Below are 16,553 nucleotides of genomic sequence, written 5' to 3' on the forward strand. Positions count from 1 at the left end.
ACACCCGCTTTAGGAGCATGATCATACGTTTACTGATCAGTCCTCCGCAGGCTTGATGTTTTGCTGTTTTTGCAGGTCGGTCGCCTGATGAGGACAGTTGGGGTAGTGATCTTTCGCGATCCTTCGCGGGGCTTCTTGGTCCTGCTGTTCCCATCAGGTTCCCAACTGAGGTCGTGGGGACTGGGCTTCGAGGGTCGGCAAAAGCGTCTACGCAGGTCCGTTGCCCAGCCGGGTTCCATTGAGCACCGCAGATACTTTGGGAGGCACGACCAGGCTCGCTCCCTCGGCCCGGGAGTTGAGCCAGTGGCCGTTTCCGCAGGTCAGCTGCCTGACTGCAGGCTAGCTCGTTCTTGCTCCGTTCGGGAACTGCTCAGCCTGGGTCGCCTCCCGGCGCGCTTCCTGGATGATCTGTTCGAACTCGGCGGGCGGCGAGGAGACGGCTGCCGGACGGCGGTTTCCGGCGCGCTTCCATCCGGATGCCATGTTCCCCGTACAGGGGCGGTGACTGCGACCGGGTCAGTCGCCGTAGTAGAGGCGAACTGGATCGATCAGCTGGATGGCGGGGTCGTTCTCGGCGAGGTGGCGCAGTTCGTCGGTGAAGCCGGTGCCGCTGTAGCACTGCAGCCGGGTGACGTCGGTGGCGGTGCCGCGCGCGGTGAGGAGAGCACGGATGTGCTGGAGACGTTCGAGGTGGCCCTTTCCCATGACGTCGTTCCATTTGGCTTCGCCGATGGCGAGTAGTGTTTCGCGGCCGCTGTCGGTCTCGCCATGGACCGCGACGTCGACTTCGTGGCTGGTCTTCGCGGCAGGATCGTTGACGGTCCCGCTGGCGACCCTTGTGACCTGCCCGCCGTGGGTTGCGGGGGACGCGTGCCAGCGGGCCCATTCGCGGCAGACCTGTTCGAAGTGCGGGCCGACGACCTTGCTGCGGAAGGTGGACTGGGTGCGGCGCCAGACGGCGGGGGCGCGTCCGGGGCGTTCCAGATCGCCCCAGGCGGGGCGCATGACCGCGTGGTAGAAGGCGATGAGAGGTTCGGCGATGCGGTAGGCGGAGCGGTTGCGGCGGAAGGCGTCGGCCTCGTGGGTGATCATGCCGACGTCTTGGAGGACGCTGAGCGGGTGGGCGAGGTCGGTGGACTTGCGGCCGAGGTAGTCGGCGATGCCGCCGCGTGCGGCGTTTCCGGCGGCGATGGCGGCCAGGACGGAGTGGTAGAGCGCGGTGTCGTGGAGTTCGGGTTCCTCTGCGAGCAGGTAGCGGGCCTCGCGGAAGAGCGGACGGGCGGGATTGAGGACGGCGCGGGTGACCCAGGCGTCGAAGTCGTGGGGCCCGGCGGGGGCGTCGCCCTGGGTGAACTCGCGGCGGTAGGCGGGGGTGCCGCCGACGATGGCGTGGGTGAGCAGTGCGGTGCGCGGGTCGGTGATCTCCCAGAACTCGGCGGCGAGGCGGAAGTCCAGGGTGGGGACGACAAGTTCCAGGCCGGCGCGGCCGCGCAGCGGGGCGTTGCCGGCGAGGAGTCCGCCCATGAAGGACAGTGCGGAGCCGCACAGCAGGAGCCGTACGGGGGTGTTGGTGTGCTGGGCGGCGGGGTCGAGGGCGCGCTGGATGATCGAGGGGAGGGCGGGGGAGGCCTTGGCGAGGAAGGGGAATTCGTCGATGACCGCGACGGTGGGGCCGCCCCTGTCGGCGATGCGCATGAGCTCGGTGACTGCCTCGTCCCAGTGGGCGAAGCGGAACGGGGTGGGCTGGCTGCGGTGGCGGGCGAGGGCTTCGCCGAACTGGCGCAGGGCGTCGGTTTCGGTGGTCTCGGTGGCGGTGAACATGAAGCCGCCGCTTGCCCGTGTGACGGCGTCCAGGAGGAAGGTCTTGCCCTGGCGGCGGCGGCCGGAGACCACGCCGAGGGTGGCGCGCGGGCCGGGCAGGGCGGCGAAGCGGGTCAGCTCGGCCCACTCGAAGTCGCGGTCGAACATCTCGGCGGGTTTATCCACTGCACACCCCTGTATGGATAGGTGCGCTTATTATATCTGGACTTATTCGAGAGTGTTTTCTATGCGGGCGCGCCCGGCGTTGTCCAGGGGGCGCGCGCCGCATCGGCGGGCTGCCAGCCGCGGTGTCACACCGCGTGCAGTACCTCATTGCCTGCCGCCAGTACCGCGCGACCCATGCCCGCCTTGGTGAACGGGCGGCGGCCCGCCCCAGAGCGGCTTCGCGACGCGCCGTGTCGGCGGGCGGGATGGCACACACCTTGTCCATGGCCTCGTCGAGCAGGTCGGCGACGGTCCGCGGGCCGCGCGGACGCGGTACGGACGCCCTGCTGCCCACCCCCAGAAGGGGTCGCCGCAGTCGCAGCCGCCGAACTCGAACGCGGCACCGAAGGCCCATTCCTACTCCGCCCGGGCACGTTGCCGTGCATCGCGCTGCCGAGCGTAGTGGCCAGGGCCGCATGCTCTCCCGGGGGTGCGCTTGAATGACCGCATGGCTGTGGTCATGGACGAGGAGACGGTCTACGCGTTCGCCGACGACACCGAGGTCACTGAGGGACGGACCTTGCTCGCCGACGGTGCGGTGATCGAGGCGGAGAGCGAGCCCCGCGGTATCTGCGGCCTGGTGCGGGACGGTTCGGGCGCCGCCTGTGGTGTCTGGGTGCGGGTCGTGGGGCGGGAGCTGACGGCGGAGTGCGACGGCTCGTGCAACCCGGCATCAGGACGCTTGTGCCGACATGCCGTCGCACTCTCCCTGCACGCCATCGAACGGGGCATGTCCTGGCAGGCCGTGCCTGTCGACGACACTCGCCGTACCCCCGGCGAAGCCCTGGACGCACTCACCGCCGTGGAGAAGGCCGCGGTGCTGGACCGGCTGCTGGATGCTCGCCCCGAACTGTTCGCGGAAGCCGATCAGTTGGCCGTACACGTGCTGGCCCCGCGGGCCCGCGCCGAACTGACCGCCCTTCAGGAGAAGACGGCGAGCGAGGTTGAGCAGGCCCTGCGTACCCTGGACATCACCCATCTGAGCACCGGCTATCGCGCGGGCTTCGGGTACACCGATGTGTACGAGGCCGCGAGCCGTCTAATCGAGCCGGTCATTGAACGGTACGAGGCCGATGTCCGTCGCCGACTGGCGCTCGGCATGCCCGACGCGGCTGAGGCCGTGGCCCTCGGCGTACTCGACGGCCTGGACGCCTGCGAAGGCGACTACGACGGCGACGAGGTGCTGTGCTACGCCGGGGAGGGCCTCGCCGAGACCTACGGGTACAAAATCCGCGAACTGATGCTCACCGCAGGCCGAGCCGTGGATTAGGCCCGCCCTGCCCTTCATGTGTCTCACCGCACAGCCGAGGGCTTCGCGCGGTCGCGCGTTGTTTTGGGATGCTTTCGGCCGACAAGCGACGGCGGAACGAGCAACCTGGTGAGATTCCCGGACGGTGCCGCCTCTGTGCAGCGGAGCGGTTCCGTCATGGCCACGGCCCCGTTCGGGGCGGGATCGGGGAAGCGTGGATCCCGAGTCTGGACACTCGCGCCGTCGTAGATGTAGCTGCCCATCGGCTTCTTCTCGCTGTCCAGCGTCCAGCGGACGGCGTGCTCGTGGTCAGCGAGCCCGGTGCGCTGTTGATCGTGAAGGAGTCCGTGTGCGCGGGCGTACTCGTCGAGGTCATCGATCGCGAACAGGTCGCTTCGCCAGGAGCCCGGCCATACGGCGAACAGCTGGGACTCCCCGCTGCGAGCCCGCTCGTAAGTACCGGTATCAACGCCGTGGGACACCGTTCCGTCCTTGGCTACTTCGATGTAGCACAGCGTCTTCGCGGTGTATGGGAAGTCCCTGCCGACAGCAGCCGCGCTGCGGGGTTCCATGCTGCTCCTTCGGGCTGGCGGTGTCAGGCCCACTGGCGCCACAGACCAGGGCCTCAAGGTGATCCTGGCATGAGACGGAACTCGGCGAGGGGGCTTTGCGAACTGTTATCGCGGAGCGAGGAGGAGCGCGTGTGACAGTGGCTCATTGGCGCTGCCGCATTCCTGTGTGGCGCCGGCGGTTTGTGCTACTTGATCCGCCGACCGTTCAAGCCGCCCTAGCACTGTCTACGCCCGGCTCACGTCTTTGTGCGCCATTGTCACCGGGCTTGCGCCCGGGTAACCTGCCGCTAGCCATGCGGACCCGGGCTGAAGTGCTGGGTCTGACAGCAACCCACCTTTGACCATGCGAACGAGCATGTAGCTCAGACGACACGTCGATTGGCATGGTTTCCCCATTACTTGTGGCGGTATCGGCGCGTGCTTGTGCTGGTGCTGCTTCTGAGACGTGATGTGAGACAGGAAATGATTCATTCGTTCATTGCGCACACGAGTCCGGGGCGGAGCAGAGTATTCGCCCTTGTCAAAGGTCCTCGCGACGAGTTGGAGGCGGTGACCACACTGGGAGCGGGCGATCTCCATCTGACCGAGGAACTGGTCGATGCGCTCAACTGCTTCCTGGCCGACCGGGACGAGACTGCTCTCGGAGTGGTGCTGGATCGAGTCCCGAAGCCTGTGCGCATGGCCGCGCAACAATATCTCAAGGACAAGTGCGCACCGATGCTTGGAGCCTTCACCGGGTTCGGGCCGATCGACGTGGTTCGCCCTGCTGTCTACTTCAGCGATATCGATGATGAACTCGAGGAGTACCTTGAGGGCGCGTACATGATCGGGCTCGGCATTCGCATGTCGAACGAGCGCGGCAGCGATGGAGACGTCGACTGGGTTATGCAATTGCTCAGCGACGAGGTCTCCGTGCCAGCCAGCGCCGAGCCTCGCACGTGGGCGCTTCCCGCGGAAGCGAAGCTCCTGCAAACCTGGACGAGTAAGCGGCCGACTGGCGGTATCGGCCCCGTTCGTAGCGCGCTCAATGTGGCGGAGGATGCGAGCGCCGAGGGGCGTTGGGTAAGGATCCATACGTTGCTTCACAGCGACCGCGATGTCGACTTCGAGGGCAACGGATCCTCGGAGTTCGTCGTCGACGTCTTCGATGCGCCCATCCCACTGCAGCACTTGGATGAGTAGGCCGGCCGTACTGCCGCACCCAACGGCCGTTGCCGCTGGGTGCGGCAGTACGGCCGGCACAGTCGCTGGAAGCCGCCGCGGTTCAGCGAGCAGGTCCTGCGGGCTGCCATCGGGCGACTGCGCATAGGCCCTGACAGCGAGAACTCCCCCTGCGCTCAGCGGGGAACTTCGGCCAGACGCGAGATCGGCGGCAGCGACCAGGTGTCTGCTGGTGCCCAGCGCCAGCCCCCATCAAGATCAGTAGTCGGTGAGGACAGTGCTGCAGCCCATGGGCGCTCCGAGTTGGGGCGCAAACCCTGGCCTGCCCTGTGGTTCGCGCACGGCGACTCTGATTCACCCGGCTGGGGCGCCCCGGTGCGCCGTGGGCCAGCACCGCTGACGGTTTCCTGGGGGGCTTGGTCACCTGTCAGTTCGGACGAAGCGGCAGAAGGAAGCCTCGAAGTTCAGCGAGACGGATTCCTTGCACTGCTTACCTCCGACCTTCAAAGCCCGCACAGTGGCTGAGTCGGCATCGGGCAGGCTGGTCCAGTAGACCCCGTCGCGGTGTAGTTCAACGATGGTGTCGGCGCCGCGTGCGATAGGCGTCGGGACGTGGTGCAGTTCGAGCGGCTCGTCAGGCCCTTCGCTCAACGCTCGAGCTGTGATCAGAACCGCGAGGTTGTGTTCCTCCGCAATGCGGCGTGCCACGTCCATGCTCAATGCCAGGCCCTCCTCGTCCAGCTGGCTGTAGCTCTGGATCGTGTCGACCACCCACAGGGCAAGGCGACCACGCTGCGGTGGGATGACCGTAGTTGCGGCTTCCCGGAAGACCTGTTCAAGCGGGAGCCCGATGGTCGGGGTGTGCCAGCCTGGCACCCTGACTGAGGACTCTGATGCGCGGCGACGCACGGAGTCGAAGTCCACCGTGTCGGCGGGGTATCGCAGATCTGCTCCGCATGTGGCGCTGACGAGCTTCCGCTCGATCGCGGACGAGTTGATCTCGCAGGTGCTGAAGACGGTGAGTCGTTCGGCTGTGGCATTGTGCAGCGCGATGTTCAGCGCCATCGTCGAGCGGCCGGCAGTCGGCACGGACACGATCGCGGTGACCGTCCCAGGCTCCAGCTTCAGGAGGTCGTTGACGTCCGGCCACGGAGTGGCACCGGGAATCTTGCCGAGGTCGATCCAGGTGCCTTCCTCATCGATGCCAGGCACCGGGTGCGGTACTTCCTCGGAGCCCTCGTCCTCTGTGCCCTCGGCGGCGTTTTCAGCGGGCCAGGCGTGCAAGGGGACCTGCGCGTCGCGGGATGCCACCTGCATCATGTCTGGCTGCCACATCACCTTGCTGAAGAACGTCTCCCCGATGGCCGAGAGAGGGAGATTCCAGGGACGACCGAAGGGCTTGACGTCCCAGCCGTTGGCGCGGGCCCTGTCGGCGCTGGCGCTGATGCGCCCGATGGTGCTGTTGGCGGCTTGCCGCTTGTTCACTCCGCCACGCTGGTAGTAGGCGGCGGAGTCCTTGGCCGCCCGGTAGATGAAGTTGAAGACCTGGCCGAGGCTGAAGGTGCTCAGGGCGTCCTGGAGGGCGGTGCGGGTCCCCTCGCCCTGGTTCATCTCAAGGTGGTGCTCGCCGAGCTTCATCGCGAGGTAGTCCTGTGCGTCCGCCAGCACCAGCTCGTCCCATAGGTCGCGCCACTGGCCCGCCCAGGAGGTCGGCCACGGGCCTTCCCGGAAGGTGCGGTTCAGAGCCTGGAGGAGGCGGGGGTGCCGATCAGTGAGCTCGTTGGCCTGGCCCATGAGGTAGTAGCTGACGCGGCCGAGGTAGAAGGAATCGCTCAGTTCCCCTTCGTCGTCCAGGGCGAAGGCATCGAGGTGCGAGTCCGGGTGCACTTTGAGCCGGCGCGGCACAGCCTTCAGAAGCCCACGCTCGAAGTTGTACCGAAGCTGCTCGGGACCCCAACGGCGCTCCTTCGGCCAGATGTCGGTGGGAGACGTCAGCCCGGCGTCTTCGACTGCCGGGTCGCTGAAGAGGACATGCAGCGCGATGGCCTCGAAAAGGGTGAGGTCGGTGGGCTCCAAGTCGGGGCCGTTCAGGATGGGGTACTGCTCGTAGACCTCGGAGCGGCGCCGTGCCTTCTGTTCCATGACCCGCGCGGCGCGCTCCTCCACTTCGCGTTCGTGGCAGCTCGGGCACTTCCAGCTCGGGAAACGGAGGGCTTGGGTGAGGTCGCTGCGGCTGGACACGGCGTAGGGGTTCTCGCAAGACTCGCACAACAAGTCGGCCAGGTAGGCCGTGCCGGCCTGCTGGGCGATGCGGGTCATCTGCTGCGGCTTCAGCCCGTACTCCGCGCGGATGGCGGTGACGGTCTGGGCCCACGTCTCACCGTCTTCGTTGAGTCGCCAATACGCCTCGAAGGCCGCCGCCTCAACGGCATCGTCCGTGAGCACTTCGAGTTCGAGCTGGGCCACGTTCCCCCCTGGGTGTTGTCGGCAGGCGTCAAGTATTTCGGGTCTGCCCACAGCTGAGGGGCGTTTTAGCCGCGCGGACTGCACTGACCTGCACCGGAGAGTGATGTTCCGTTCTCCGGTAGGAAGGCCGTGATGGCGGTGCGCCGTGGCAGACCGTCTCCGTTTCGGAGGTCATCACCCAGGACGGCCTGCGCCGGGCGGCTTGTGAAGTCGTCGAGGCTGCGGAAGGCGTTCTCGGCATCTCGAACGGGGGATCGTCGCACTATCCCACCCCAGGGCGGCCACGTCCGAACTGCGCCACCTCGGCATCGGTCTGCGAGCCGTGACGCGCGGAGCGGGGCTTGGCTACGCCGTCGAAGACAAGGCCGGTTCATGTGCCAAGGCCGGAAAGACGGCAGTTTGTGTAGCCCGCGGCGGGACGACGGTCCGCGAATCGCCCTGCCGCTGACTACGACGTCGCTCAACATCGCCCCAAAAGGAGTCTGCCAGGACAGTAGTACCTCACAGGGCATGGCAAAACTGCTCAAAGTTCCCGCGGCTTGATAGGCGCAAAGTTACCCTGAGTCACTCCTCGTGTCGTTCCCACCTCGTTCCCAGTAGGTACAAAAACGACCCTCCGTGGCACTCACGGAGGGTCGATATGTCCTATTATCTGGTACTTTCTTGTGCCCCCGGCAGGATTCGAACCTGCGACACCCGCTTTAGGAGAGCGGTGCTCTATCCCCTGAGCTACGAAGGCGGGGGCTTGACGGAAACCTTGCGGGAAACCCCAGAGGGGTAGCTCGGCCCGGCTCGACAAGCGTGCTGGTCAGGTGGCGTGCGCATGCCGTGCGGGTGATGTCCTCGCGGACACTGTCCCGGGCACACGCCTGGTAGCCGACTGACCGCTGACAGCCTAGCGGATCGTGCTGGGGCTGGTCGCCTGGATTGCCGTGGCGGAGGGGCGGCGGTCAAGGCGTGGCCGTGACCAGTGGGTTCTGTGCGTCTGGGGTCGGGGGCGCGGAGGCCTGGGGTGTCGCGGGGGTGCTGTGGGGCGGCTGCGGAGTCCGTTCTGTTCCGCTTGCCCTCGCAGGGGCGCAAATGGACGGCGGCCGCACCCCCAGGTGGGGTACGGCCGCCGTGATCGGTAGAAGGGGTGTCAGGCGATGCGGAGTGGCTGCTGGGCGCTGCTGCGGGCTTCGAGGTGGATCTGGTGACTGGTGGCGTTCTGCGAGAGGGCGAAGCCGAGGACGAAGATCTTCTGGCGTTCGACGCCGTAGGCGATCATGCGGCGGTTCCAGAGGCTGAGGTCGAACTGACTGTGCACGGACTCGGAGTCGGCCCGGTAGGGGTAGAGGAGTTGGTGGGTGAGGCTGGCCTGGGGGATCTGCTGGAGGTACTCGGCGCGGTGGAAGCCGCGCTCGGTGTCGCTTTTGAGGCGCTGGCCGGTGTCGGCGGAGCGCAGGGTGCGGTCGTCGGGGGTGGTGGTGATGCCGACGGGGACGCGGTAGTCGTGGTCACCGTGCCGACAGGGGATCTTGAGGAGGTGGTACCAGCGGCTCTTGGTGGTTCCGGCCCGGTGTTCGAGTTTGGTGATCGGGACGGGTTCGAGGACGCGGGTGCCGTCGTCGATGCGGATGCTTTCGGCGATGCGGCCTTGATCGCACCAGAGTTCGTGACCGCTTCGGCAGGGGCTGATGTGTTCGTAGAAGACGGGGGCGACGGATCCGTGCTGCTTGTTGATTGCCAGTAGGCCAGTCCGCGCGAGGGCATCACGGTGGACGCCGCGGAAGGCCCCGTCGTAGACGACACCCATGCAGTGCGGTAGGGCGTCCTTGAGCATCCGGAATTGCCTTACGGCGATGGCTGCTTCGTCCTCGTACTCGCCCCCAGGTACGTGGGCGAAGCTGAGGATGACGCGGGTCCAGTAGCCAGTGTCGCGTCCAGAGGCGAAGAACCACTTGGTGCCGCGCACCCTTCCGCCTCTCAGTCACCTGCGATCGGCCAGGGCTCGGCAAGGCTGATCTGGCCAGTCATCGTGGCGTCGCTATCAGCGTTGAGGAAGACTTTGGCGATGTGCTTTCGCAGGTTCGGGTCGGTGATGGTGTCGAGGCCCCGCGGGGACCTCGTGGATGCCTGGGGCGAGGTCGCCGCGGGTGAGCATCCTGATCGCGGCGAGGATCTCGGCCTGGACCAGGAAGATGAACGGCCCAACGCTGGCGCCGTGGATGAAGTTGACGGCGTTGCCGCCGTTCGCCAGATAGAAGTAGTGGCCGGTGGTCTGGTAGCGGGTGACGTGCTCGCCGACGTTGGTGCGGGTGTAGACGTCCGGGAGGCTGTTCAGCTCCAGCTCGTCCTCGCTGCTGGTGACGGTGGCGACATAGGTGCCGTTGCGGAGGTGGGCGAAGTCTTCGCCCCGCAGGGAGATCGCACCGGTCGCGCAGAGCACCAGGCCAGCGCCGGTCAGCGCGGACTCGCGGTCGCGGGCGACGGTGAAGCCTTGGGAGAGGGCCTGGGTGCGGCGGACGGGGTCGATGTCGAAGACGGTGACCTGGACTCCCTTGGCGTGCAGGAGCCGGGCGATGGAGGAGCCGAGCTTGCCGAAGCCGATCACGAGGGCGGGCCGGCCGTGGAGGATGTCGCCGCGACCGCGCATGACGGCTTCGGTGGAGAAGACGACGGACTGGCCGACGAGGAAGTCCTCCGGATCCTTCAGCGGTGACCGGGCGACGGAGATGACGGGGCAGGGCAGCTTGTCGAGGTCCTCGTAGCGGCGGTGGCCGTTCTCGGTGTCCTCGATCACCCCGGCGAGCCGGCCAGTGAAGCGACTGTGCACTGTCTCGAGGGTGGGGGCGAAGTAGCCGCCGACGTCCAGCAGGGTGAGGGCCTCGCCTCCGGCCCGGGACTCAAGGTAGTCCAGGGCGGTGTCGGGGTCGGTGAACAGCTCGCGGGTCAGGGCGTCGACCGGGACGGTGTGTTCGACCTCGCGCTGGGCGGCCGCAGTGATGGACTTCGGCTTGGGCAGCACCGCCTTCAGCGCGGTCATCTGGGCGACCGCGCGGACGAAGGCGGGCCGCTCGGGCAGCAGGTGCGTGACCAGGAACGATGCGGTCGGCTCGTCCGGGGCGAACTGTGCTGCGACCTTGGCGAAGTAGGCGTCCAGCCGTGCGCGTTCGTGGGTTTCCATGGCAGTGACCTCTCGTGGCGAGATGGGGGCCGTGCATGGGGGCTGGGTGGTTCAGGCGGTGCGGGAGGTGCGGGCGAAGCCGAACAGCAGCCGGTCGGCGGCCAGGGCAGCTTCGAGGTAGGAGTCAACGCGGACGGCGTCAGCCCACTGGGCGAGCGGGTCCAGGCCGACCACGAGGGCAGCGCGTCCGCTGTCCCGGACCAAGCCGGTCCACTGGGGATGGGCAGGCAGTCTCAGGCCCCAGCGGGCGCCGGGGAACTTCAGCAGGGCCCGGGGGCCGATGGTCACGAGGGTGCCCTGAGTGTCGGGGACGGTGTCCTGGGCCTGCGCGAGGCCACCGAGGATCTCGGCGAGGTGCCGCATCCGGGCCTCAATCGCGCCGGGGGTGTCGTGGCTGCTCCGGCCGAGCCGGTGGGCTAGGAGTATGTGAGCGACCTGCTTGCCGTCGGGGGCGGTGCCGGGCCAGGTCCAGGCGCCGAGTGAGGACAGGAGCCCGGTGTCCGGGCCGGTGCGGGTCAGCATGCCTGTGCCTGCCCGTTTGGCTGGCCAGTCTTGAACGTTGTCCAGACGATCTTGCCGCTGGGCCTGCGGTCCTCGACGCCCCAGCCGTCGGCGAGTGAAGCCACGATCTCCAGGCCCCGGCCGGCGGTGTCGTTCCCGTCCGCGTGCGCGATCTCGGGTTCGAGGCGGTGACGGGGGCGGCTGTCGTGCACTTCCACGCGTACGAAGTCCTCGCCGACGTCCAGTCTGACCAGGAAGCCGTGCTCGGTGTCGCTTCCGTGGATCAGGGCGTTCGAGGCCAGCTCTGAGACGCAGAGCCGGATGTCCTCGGCAGGGCTGTGCAGGCCCCAAGAGGTCAGGGTCGTGACGGCGAAGGCTCGGGCGAGGCCGACCGACTCGGGCCGCGGGTCGAAGAACCTCTGCTTCGGATCAGGCATCAGTGCCTCACCTCTCGGTGTCCAGGGCTGGGGTGGGGGCAGGGCCGAAGCGGCGGCGGACCGGCGCCGGGCCCGGTCCGGTCGAGCCGTGGCCTGCCGGGCGGCGCCTGCCGGGGCCTCGGACCAGCAGCAGCCGGGCCCCGGCCGCCGCGATCTGGGCCTGCCTCGGGGTGGCTATGTCCTTGGGGCCCAGGTGGGAGGCGGCGGGCAGGACGACGCCGTAAGTGCCGGGCAGTTCCAGTACGTCGATCAGGCCGGTAAACGCCGCCGACGGCCCGCTGCCGGTGTGCCGTTCGGTGAACACCCCCGAGAGCGTCAGCTCATGCTGGCGGCAGTACGCGGCCAGAGCCTCGTTCAGGGCCATCTGACGGGCCGGGGAGACCCGGACCAGCCGCAGGTAGCCGTAAACGACCGGACCGCTGACGCCGCGATGCTCGGTGAGGGGTTCCATGCTGATGTCCATCCAAAGGTCTGTCGGCTGGTGTCACCTCTCAGCCTGGACCTGCTCCAACGCTGCGGAAATGACCGCCTGTTGTACTTCCGTTGCACTTGTGTCCCCCCGCCCGTGCGGGCCGTGCTTCGATGACGGCAGGAAGGGAGCGACGTGTGGCGACCGTGCACCACTGGACCGGCCTGGAGGCCAAGGCCCTGCGCCTCGCGCTGAGGCTGAGCGTCCGAGCATTCGCCGGCCACCTCGGCGTCGGCATCAGGACGATCTCCAAGTGGGAGAAGCTCCTGGCCGCGACCGAGCCCCGCCAGGACACCCAGGCGATCTTGGATACCGCTCTGGCCCGCGCGGATGCCGCCGCCCACCTCCGCTTCGAAACGTTCCTGTCCGAAGCCAGCCGAACCACCTCTGCGGCCGGCGCCCGAAGGGTGACCACCAGCGGGCCGCTGGCCTGGGAGTACGAGTCGTGGACCGACGACATCGACCGGGCAGTGGTGGCACTGTCGAGGCAGGACTTCACCTTCGCCGACAGCCTCATCCGCCGCTGGCTCGCCCGGTTCAAGCCCACCGCCCTCGATGACAAGGGCCTGTATCTGTTCGCCCGCTCCACCGCACTGCTGGGCGATCTCCAACGCGACCGAGGGGCCGTGATCGGCCCACTGTCGGCCCAGCACTCCTATGCCTCGGCGAAGTCCCTGTTCGGGCACCTGGACATTCCCCGCCGCGTCGCCCAGCTCGACCTGTCTCTCGCGGTCGTCGAGGAGATGTCAGGACGGCTGGAGATCGCCGCCCAGCAGTACGAGTCACTGGCCGTCGACGACCGGCTTTCGCGGCGTGACCGGGCCAGGGCCCGATTGTGGGTGGGGACGGCCTTAAGCAAGGACGGAGACCACAGCTATGCCTCCCGCGTCATGCTCGCCGCAACCCGGGAGTTCGAAGACCTCGCCGAGCCCGAGGACTGGTCGGTCGCCCACCAGAAACTCGCCTTGGCCCACCGCGGCGCCGGCGACCTGACCTCGGCCCTGCACTTCATCTCCATCGCCCGCAGCACGGCCGCCACCGACGCGCCGATGCAGCGGGTCCGCCTGGAAACCGCCCACGGCCACATCCTGCTGTCCGATCCCGCCACCCGCGATGATGGCCTTCACGTCCTCGACAAAGCCGCGAGACTGGCCGGGCAGTTCGGCCTCCGCCACCAGCTGACCAGCATCGAGGGCATCAGGGCCATGAGCGAGGGGGCCAGCGGCCCCCGACGACGGTGACCAGGGAGAAGATCGCGTGACGGACATCCAGCAGACGATCACCGAGGACCAGTGGCGCAAGGCCAAGCTGATCTGGGACTACCACCAGATGGGCCACGACCTGGCGCCGGTCGACGTCGCGATCGGCCTGGGCAGCCACGACCTCGGCGTCGCCGCCGCCGCCGCTGACCTCTATCGCGCCGGCCTCTTCCCGACCCTGGTGTTCACCGGCGGCAACAGTCCCACCACCCGGGCCCGCTTCCCCCGCGGAGAGGCTGTCCACTTCCGCGAGCATGCCCTCGAACTCGGCGTCCCCGACGAAGCGATCCTCGTCGAACCGAACGCCGCCAACACCGGCCAGAACATCACCCTCAGCCGCGATCTCCTGGCCGCGAACGGCATCACCCCGCAGACCGTCCTGCTGGTCTCCAAGCCCTATATGGAACGGCGGTCGTTCGCCACCGCCCGCAAGCTGTGGCCCGAAGTCGACATCATCTGTGCCTCGGAGCCGCTCGAGCTGGACGACTACCTCAAGAGCATCGGCGACGAGAAGCTCGTCCTCGACATGCTCGTCGGTGATCTCCAGCGGGTGATCGAGTATCCGAGGAACGGGTTCGCCATCGCCCAGGATGTCCCGGAGGACGTGCATGACGCGTACGAATCCCTCATCCAAGACGGCTTCACCAGCCGCCTCATCTCCTGACCTGCCCGCCTCCAGCGGGCTGTGTGCGATCCACCAGCCGAACCTGTTTCCCCGGCTGACGACGCTGGCCAAGCTGTTCGCGGCGGACACCTGGATCGTCCTCGACGATGTTCAGTTCACCCGCCGCGACTACCAGCACCGCACCCGCCTGGCCGCCCTTGGGGAGCCGGGCCGGACGCAGTGGCTGTCTATCCCCACCCACCTGCCCCAAGGGCGCCAGACAGCCGTTCGAGACGCTCTGATAGCCGACCCTGACCTTGCCCGGCGCCGCAGCATGGCCATGCTGCGGCAGTACTACGGGGCCAGCCCACACTGGGCTGGCACAGCCCAGGCCCTGGACCCGGTGGGGGCCGCGTTCGGCAGAGGCCGCACCGCAGCCGTCGCCGAGACGTCCACTCGGATCCTGCTGCACCTCCTCGGGTGGCAGGGCCAGATTCTCCGCAGCGGGGACCTGTCCGCCCGGTCCAGCCGATCCCAGCGGCTCGCCGACCTCACCGCCGCAGTCGGTGCCGGCGCGTACCTGTGCGGGACCGGCGGCATGAAATACCTAGACGAGGCCCCTTTCGCGGCCCAGAAGCTTGCGGTCGTCCCGTTCCTGACTCCGCCTGCCGGAATCTGGGCCTCCGGTCGGCAGGTCAGTGCTCTGTGGTCTCTGACGACACTCGGTCCCGTCGCCCTGGCCGGGCATCTGCGCGTCGTCGCGGCGGCCCAGACTCCGCGGTGCCCCGAGGCCTAAAGGGTGTTGCAGAAGGCCCGCGTCGGGCAGGTCGAAGTAGTGCTTGACCGGGTGTTTCACCTGGCGAGGGTGAGGTTGTGCATGGTGGCAACGGCCTGGACGGCGTGGTGGAGGCCGTCGACTTTCTGGCGGCAGTCGCGGAGCATCTTCCAGTTCTTCATGCGGGCGAAGGTGTGCTCGACGCGGGCCCTCACCCGGCGGTGTTCGGCGTTGTTCTCCTCCTGGCCGCGCAGGAGAGGCCGTCCGGCTCTTCTGCGGTGCGGGACGATCAGACCGGTGCCGAGGTAGGCGCCGTCCGCGATCACCGTCGTCCCGGCCGCCGCGGTCGGCAGGTCCGCGTCCCGCCAGACGTGGGCATCGGCCTTGTTCCCCGGTGCCGGTCGGGCCGAGGCGATGACCAGGCGGGTGTCGGCGTCGATGATGACCTGCACGTTTGCCGAGAACCGGTAGTTGCGCGAGGAGGCGCCGACGGTGCGGTCGCGGACCGGGATCAGGGTGCCGTCCACGATCCACAACCGCTCGAGTTCCGCGACCGGCTTCGGGGCCGGCTCGAGAGCCAGCAGCGGCCGGAGCCACTGGATGACGCGGCAGACGGTGGCCGGGGAGATCCCGAAGAGCAAGGCGAGCTGTCGCATCGTGAGGTTCGTGCGGTAGTACACGGCCACCAGCAGGACCCGGTCCGCCAACGCCAGGCACCACGGCCTGCCGCCACCGGGCCCGTTCCCACCCCGCTCCTGGACCACCTTCACCAGCTTCGCGAACCGGTCCATCCGCAACCCGGTGAACGCCTCCACCCACACCGACTCAGCCCGCAACACCCCACCCATACAGGCAAAATGCCCAAACCTGAGCCTTCTGCAACACCCTTTAGAGCCTGTCTCTTGGAAGTGCGGTGCGCATGGTGCTGCATGCCGGATCGAAATCCTGTGGCAGCAGCGCTCGCCCCGCAGCGGCTGATCGAGCGGGTCGTGGGCCTCGACGAGGCGGCAGCGCTGCTGCCTGGCTTCGACCGGGCCTCCCCCGCCGGGATGACGATGATCGATCCGCTCCACGGCTGAATCCACGGCGGACGCGGCCGGGGCGGCGGGCGTGGCGTCGGGATTTGTGCGGGTTGTCGGGTGATGATGGCGCAGTGCGACTTGATCACGTGTCCTATGCGGTGGCCCGCGACAGCTTCGTCTCGACCGTCCAGTGGATCGGATCGGCCCTCGGCGCCGGGTTCGTCGACGGGGGCGTGCACCCGCGATTCGGCACCCGCAATTTCATTCTCCCGCTGAGCGGCGGCACCTACGTCGAGGTCGTCACCACACTCGACCACCCCGCCGCCGACCGCGCACCCTTCGGCCAGGCGGTCGCGCGCCGCGCCGCCGAGGGCGGCGGCTGGCTCGGTTGGGTGGTCTCCGTCGACGACATCGCCCCGGTCGAGGCCCGCCTCGGCCGCACCTCGGCCGAGGGCCACCGTGTCCGCCCCGACGGGTTCGACCTGAGGTGGAAGCAGATCGGCCTGCTGGAACTGCTGGAGGACCCGCAACTGCCCTACTTCCTTCAGTGGTTGGTCCCCATCGAGGAGCGCCCGAGCGCCGACCCGCGCACCTCCACCACCATCCACGGGGTCTCCATCGCCGGCGACGCCGCCTCCATCGCCGAGTTCCTCGGCGAACCGGCCGACCACCCCCTCGATCAGATCGACGTCACCTGGGTCGAGGATGAGGAACCGGGCCTGGTCTCGGTTGAGTTCGCCACCGCGCACGGCCCGGTCACGATCTGACCAGGGCCCGACTGCCCCGCGGGAGCAGCCGGCTGGGGTCTCCTGGCTAGTACTCCAGTTGTAGATCGTGATCTTGCTGG

General features: G+C 68.0%; 15 protein-coding genes, 1 tRNA gene and 1 riboswitch. Of the genes, 7 read left to right on the forward strand and 9 right to left on the reverse strand.

What is annotated here, in order from left to right; all coding sequences use genetic code 11:
* Positions 1–516: 516 nt before the first annotated feature.
* On the reverse strand, positions 517–1,968 hold the full coding sequence (locus J7I97_RS27375; RefSeq protein WP_214939819.1) for an ATP-binding protein: 1,452 nt from the start codon (positions 1,966–1,968) through the stop codon (positions 517–519).
* Between the two features lie 505 nt (positions 1,969–2,473).
* Between J7I97_RS27375 and J7I97_RS27380 the strand changes: the two genes are divergently transcribed.
* Complete coding sequence (locus J7I97_RS27380; RefSeq protein WP_214939763.1) at positions 2,474–3,295, forward strand: hypothetical protein; 822 nt, start codon at positions 2,474–2,476, stop codon at positions 3,293–3,295.
* A gap of 55 nt (positions 3,296–3,350) precedes the next feature.
* Positions 3,351–3,530, forward strand: a riboswitch (cobalamin riboswitch).
* 865 nt (positions 3,531–4,395) lie between these two features.
* Entirely contained in the window at positions 4,396–5,028 is a 633-nt protein-coding gene (locus J7I97_RS27385; protein ID WP_214939766.1) for a hypothetical protein, read from the forward strand.
* A 399-nt stretch (positions 5,029–5,427) separates the two neighbouring features.
* Here J7I97_RS27385 and J7I97_RS27390 read toward each other — a convergent pair whose 3' ends face one another.
* The 7 genes from J7I97_RS27390 to J7I97_RS27420 form a co-directional block, all read right to left on the reverse strand.
* Positions 5,428–7,557, reverse strand: a complete 2,130-nt coding sequence (locus J7I97_RS27390; protein WP_214939769.1) for an AAA family ATPase — start codon at positions 7,555–7,557, stop codon at positions 5,428–5,430.
* Positions 7,558–8,139: 582 nt separating this feature from the next.
* Positions 8,140–8,212, reverse strand: a tRNA-Arg gene (locus tag J7I97_RS27395).
* Between the two features lie 399 nt (positions 8,213–8,611).
* The gene (locus J7I97_RS27400; protein WP_214939772.1) at positions 8,612–9,427 is read right to left on the reverse strand and encodes a hypothetical protein; all 816 of its coding nucleotides are present in this window, start codon (positions 9,425–9,427) and stop codon (positions 8,612–8,614) included.
* A 75-nt stretch (positions 9,428–9,502) separates the two neighbouring features.
* Complete coding sequence (locus J7I97_RS27405) at positions 9,503–10,639, reverse strand: adenosylhomocysteinase (protein ID WP_214939775.1); 1,137 nt, start codon at positions 10,637–10,639, stop codon at positions 9,503–9,505.
* Positions 10,640–10,690: 51 nt separating this feature from the next.
* A complete protein-coding gene (locus J7I97_RS27410; protein ID WP_214939778.1) occupies positions 10,691–11,161 on the reverse strand; it encodes a DUF5949 family protein in 471 nt (156 codons plus the stop codon).
* Positions 11,155–11,577: an ATP-binding protein gene (locus J7I97_RS27415; RefSeq protein ID WP_214939781.1), complete on the reverse strand. Its 423-nt coding sequence runs from the start codon at positions 11,575–11,577 to the stop codon at positions 11,155–11,157. Before J7I97_RS27415 ends, J7I97_RS27410 begins: the two co-directional genes overlap by 7 nt.
* Positions 11,578–11,584: 7 nt before the next feature.
* The gene (locus J7I97_RS27420) at positions 11,585–12,040 is read right to left on the reverse strand and encodes a hypothetical protein (protein ID WP_214939784.1); all 456 of its coding nucleotides are present in this window, start codon (positions 12,038–12,040) and stop codon (positions 11,585–11,587) included.
* A gap of 143 nt (positions 12,041–12,183) precedes the next feature.
* Between J7I97_RS27420 and J7I97_RS27425 the strand changes: the two genes are divergently transcribed.
* From J7I97_RS27425 to J7I97_RS27435, 3 genes are read left to right on the forward strand one after another with little or no spacing between them, the layout of a single operon-like run.
* Complete coding sequence (locus J7I97_RS27425; protein WP_214939787.1) at positions 12,184–13,287, forward strand: DNA-binding transcriptional regulator; 1,104 nt, start codon at positions 12,184–12,186, stop codon at positions 13,285–13,287.
* Positions 13,288–13,303: 16 nt separating this feature from the next.
* A complete protein-coding gene (locus tag J7I97_RS27430; RefSeq protein WP_214939790.1) occupies positions 13,304–13,969 on the forward strand; it encodes a YdcF family protein in 666 nt (221 codons plus the stop codon).
* Positions 13,914–14,705 (forward strand): WbqC family protein, encoded by a 792-nt coding sequence (locus J7I97_RS27435; RefSeq protein ID WP_214939793.1) that lies wholly within the window; start codon positions 13,914–13,916, stop codon positions 14,703–14,705. Before J7I97_RS27430 ends, J7I97_RS27435 begins: the two co-directional genes overlap by 56 nt.
* A 56-nt stretch (positions 14,706–14,761) precedes the next feature.
* On the opposite strand, the gene J7I97_RS27440 is transcribed toward J7I97_RS27435, so the two are convergent.
* The gene (locus J7I97_RS27440; protein ID WP_214939796.1) at positions 14,762–15,532 is read right to left on the reverse strand and encodes a transposase; all 771 of its coding nucleotides are present in this window, start codon (positions 15,530–15,532) and stop codon (positions 14,762–14,764) included.
* 99 nt (positions 15,533–15,631) lie between these two features.
* On the opposite strand from J7I97_RS27440, the gene J7I97_RS39670 reads away from it, so the two are divergent.
* Positions 15,632–15,763 (forward strand): hypothetical protein, encoded by a 132-nt coding sequence (locus J7I97_RS39670; RefSeq protein ID WP_267824546.1) that lies wholly within the window; start codon positions 15,632–15,634, stop codon positions 15,761–15,763.
* Between the two features lie 74 nt (positions 15,764–15,837).
* Complete coding sequence (locus J7I97_RS27445) at positions 15,838–16,473, forward strand: VOC family protein (RefSeq protein ID WP_214939799.1); 636 nt, start codon at positions 15,838–15,840, stop codon at positions 16,471–16,473.
* The last annotated feature ends 80 nt before the right edge of the window (positions 16,474–16,553 follow it).

The organism is Streptomyces sp. ISL-87 (genome assembly GCF_018614095.1).
In the GTDB taxonomy this organism is placed as follows: Bacteria; Actinomycetota; Actinomycetes; order Streptomycetales; family Streptomycetaceae; genus Streptomyces.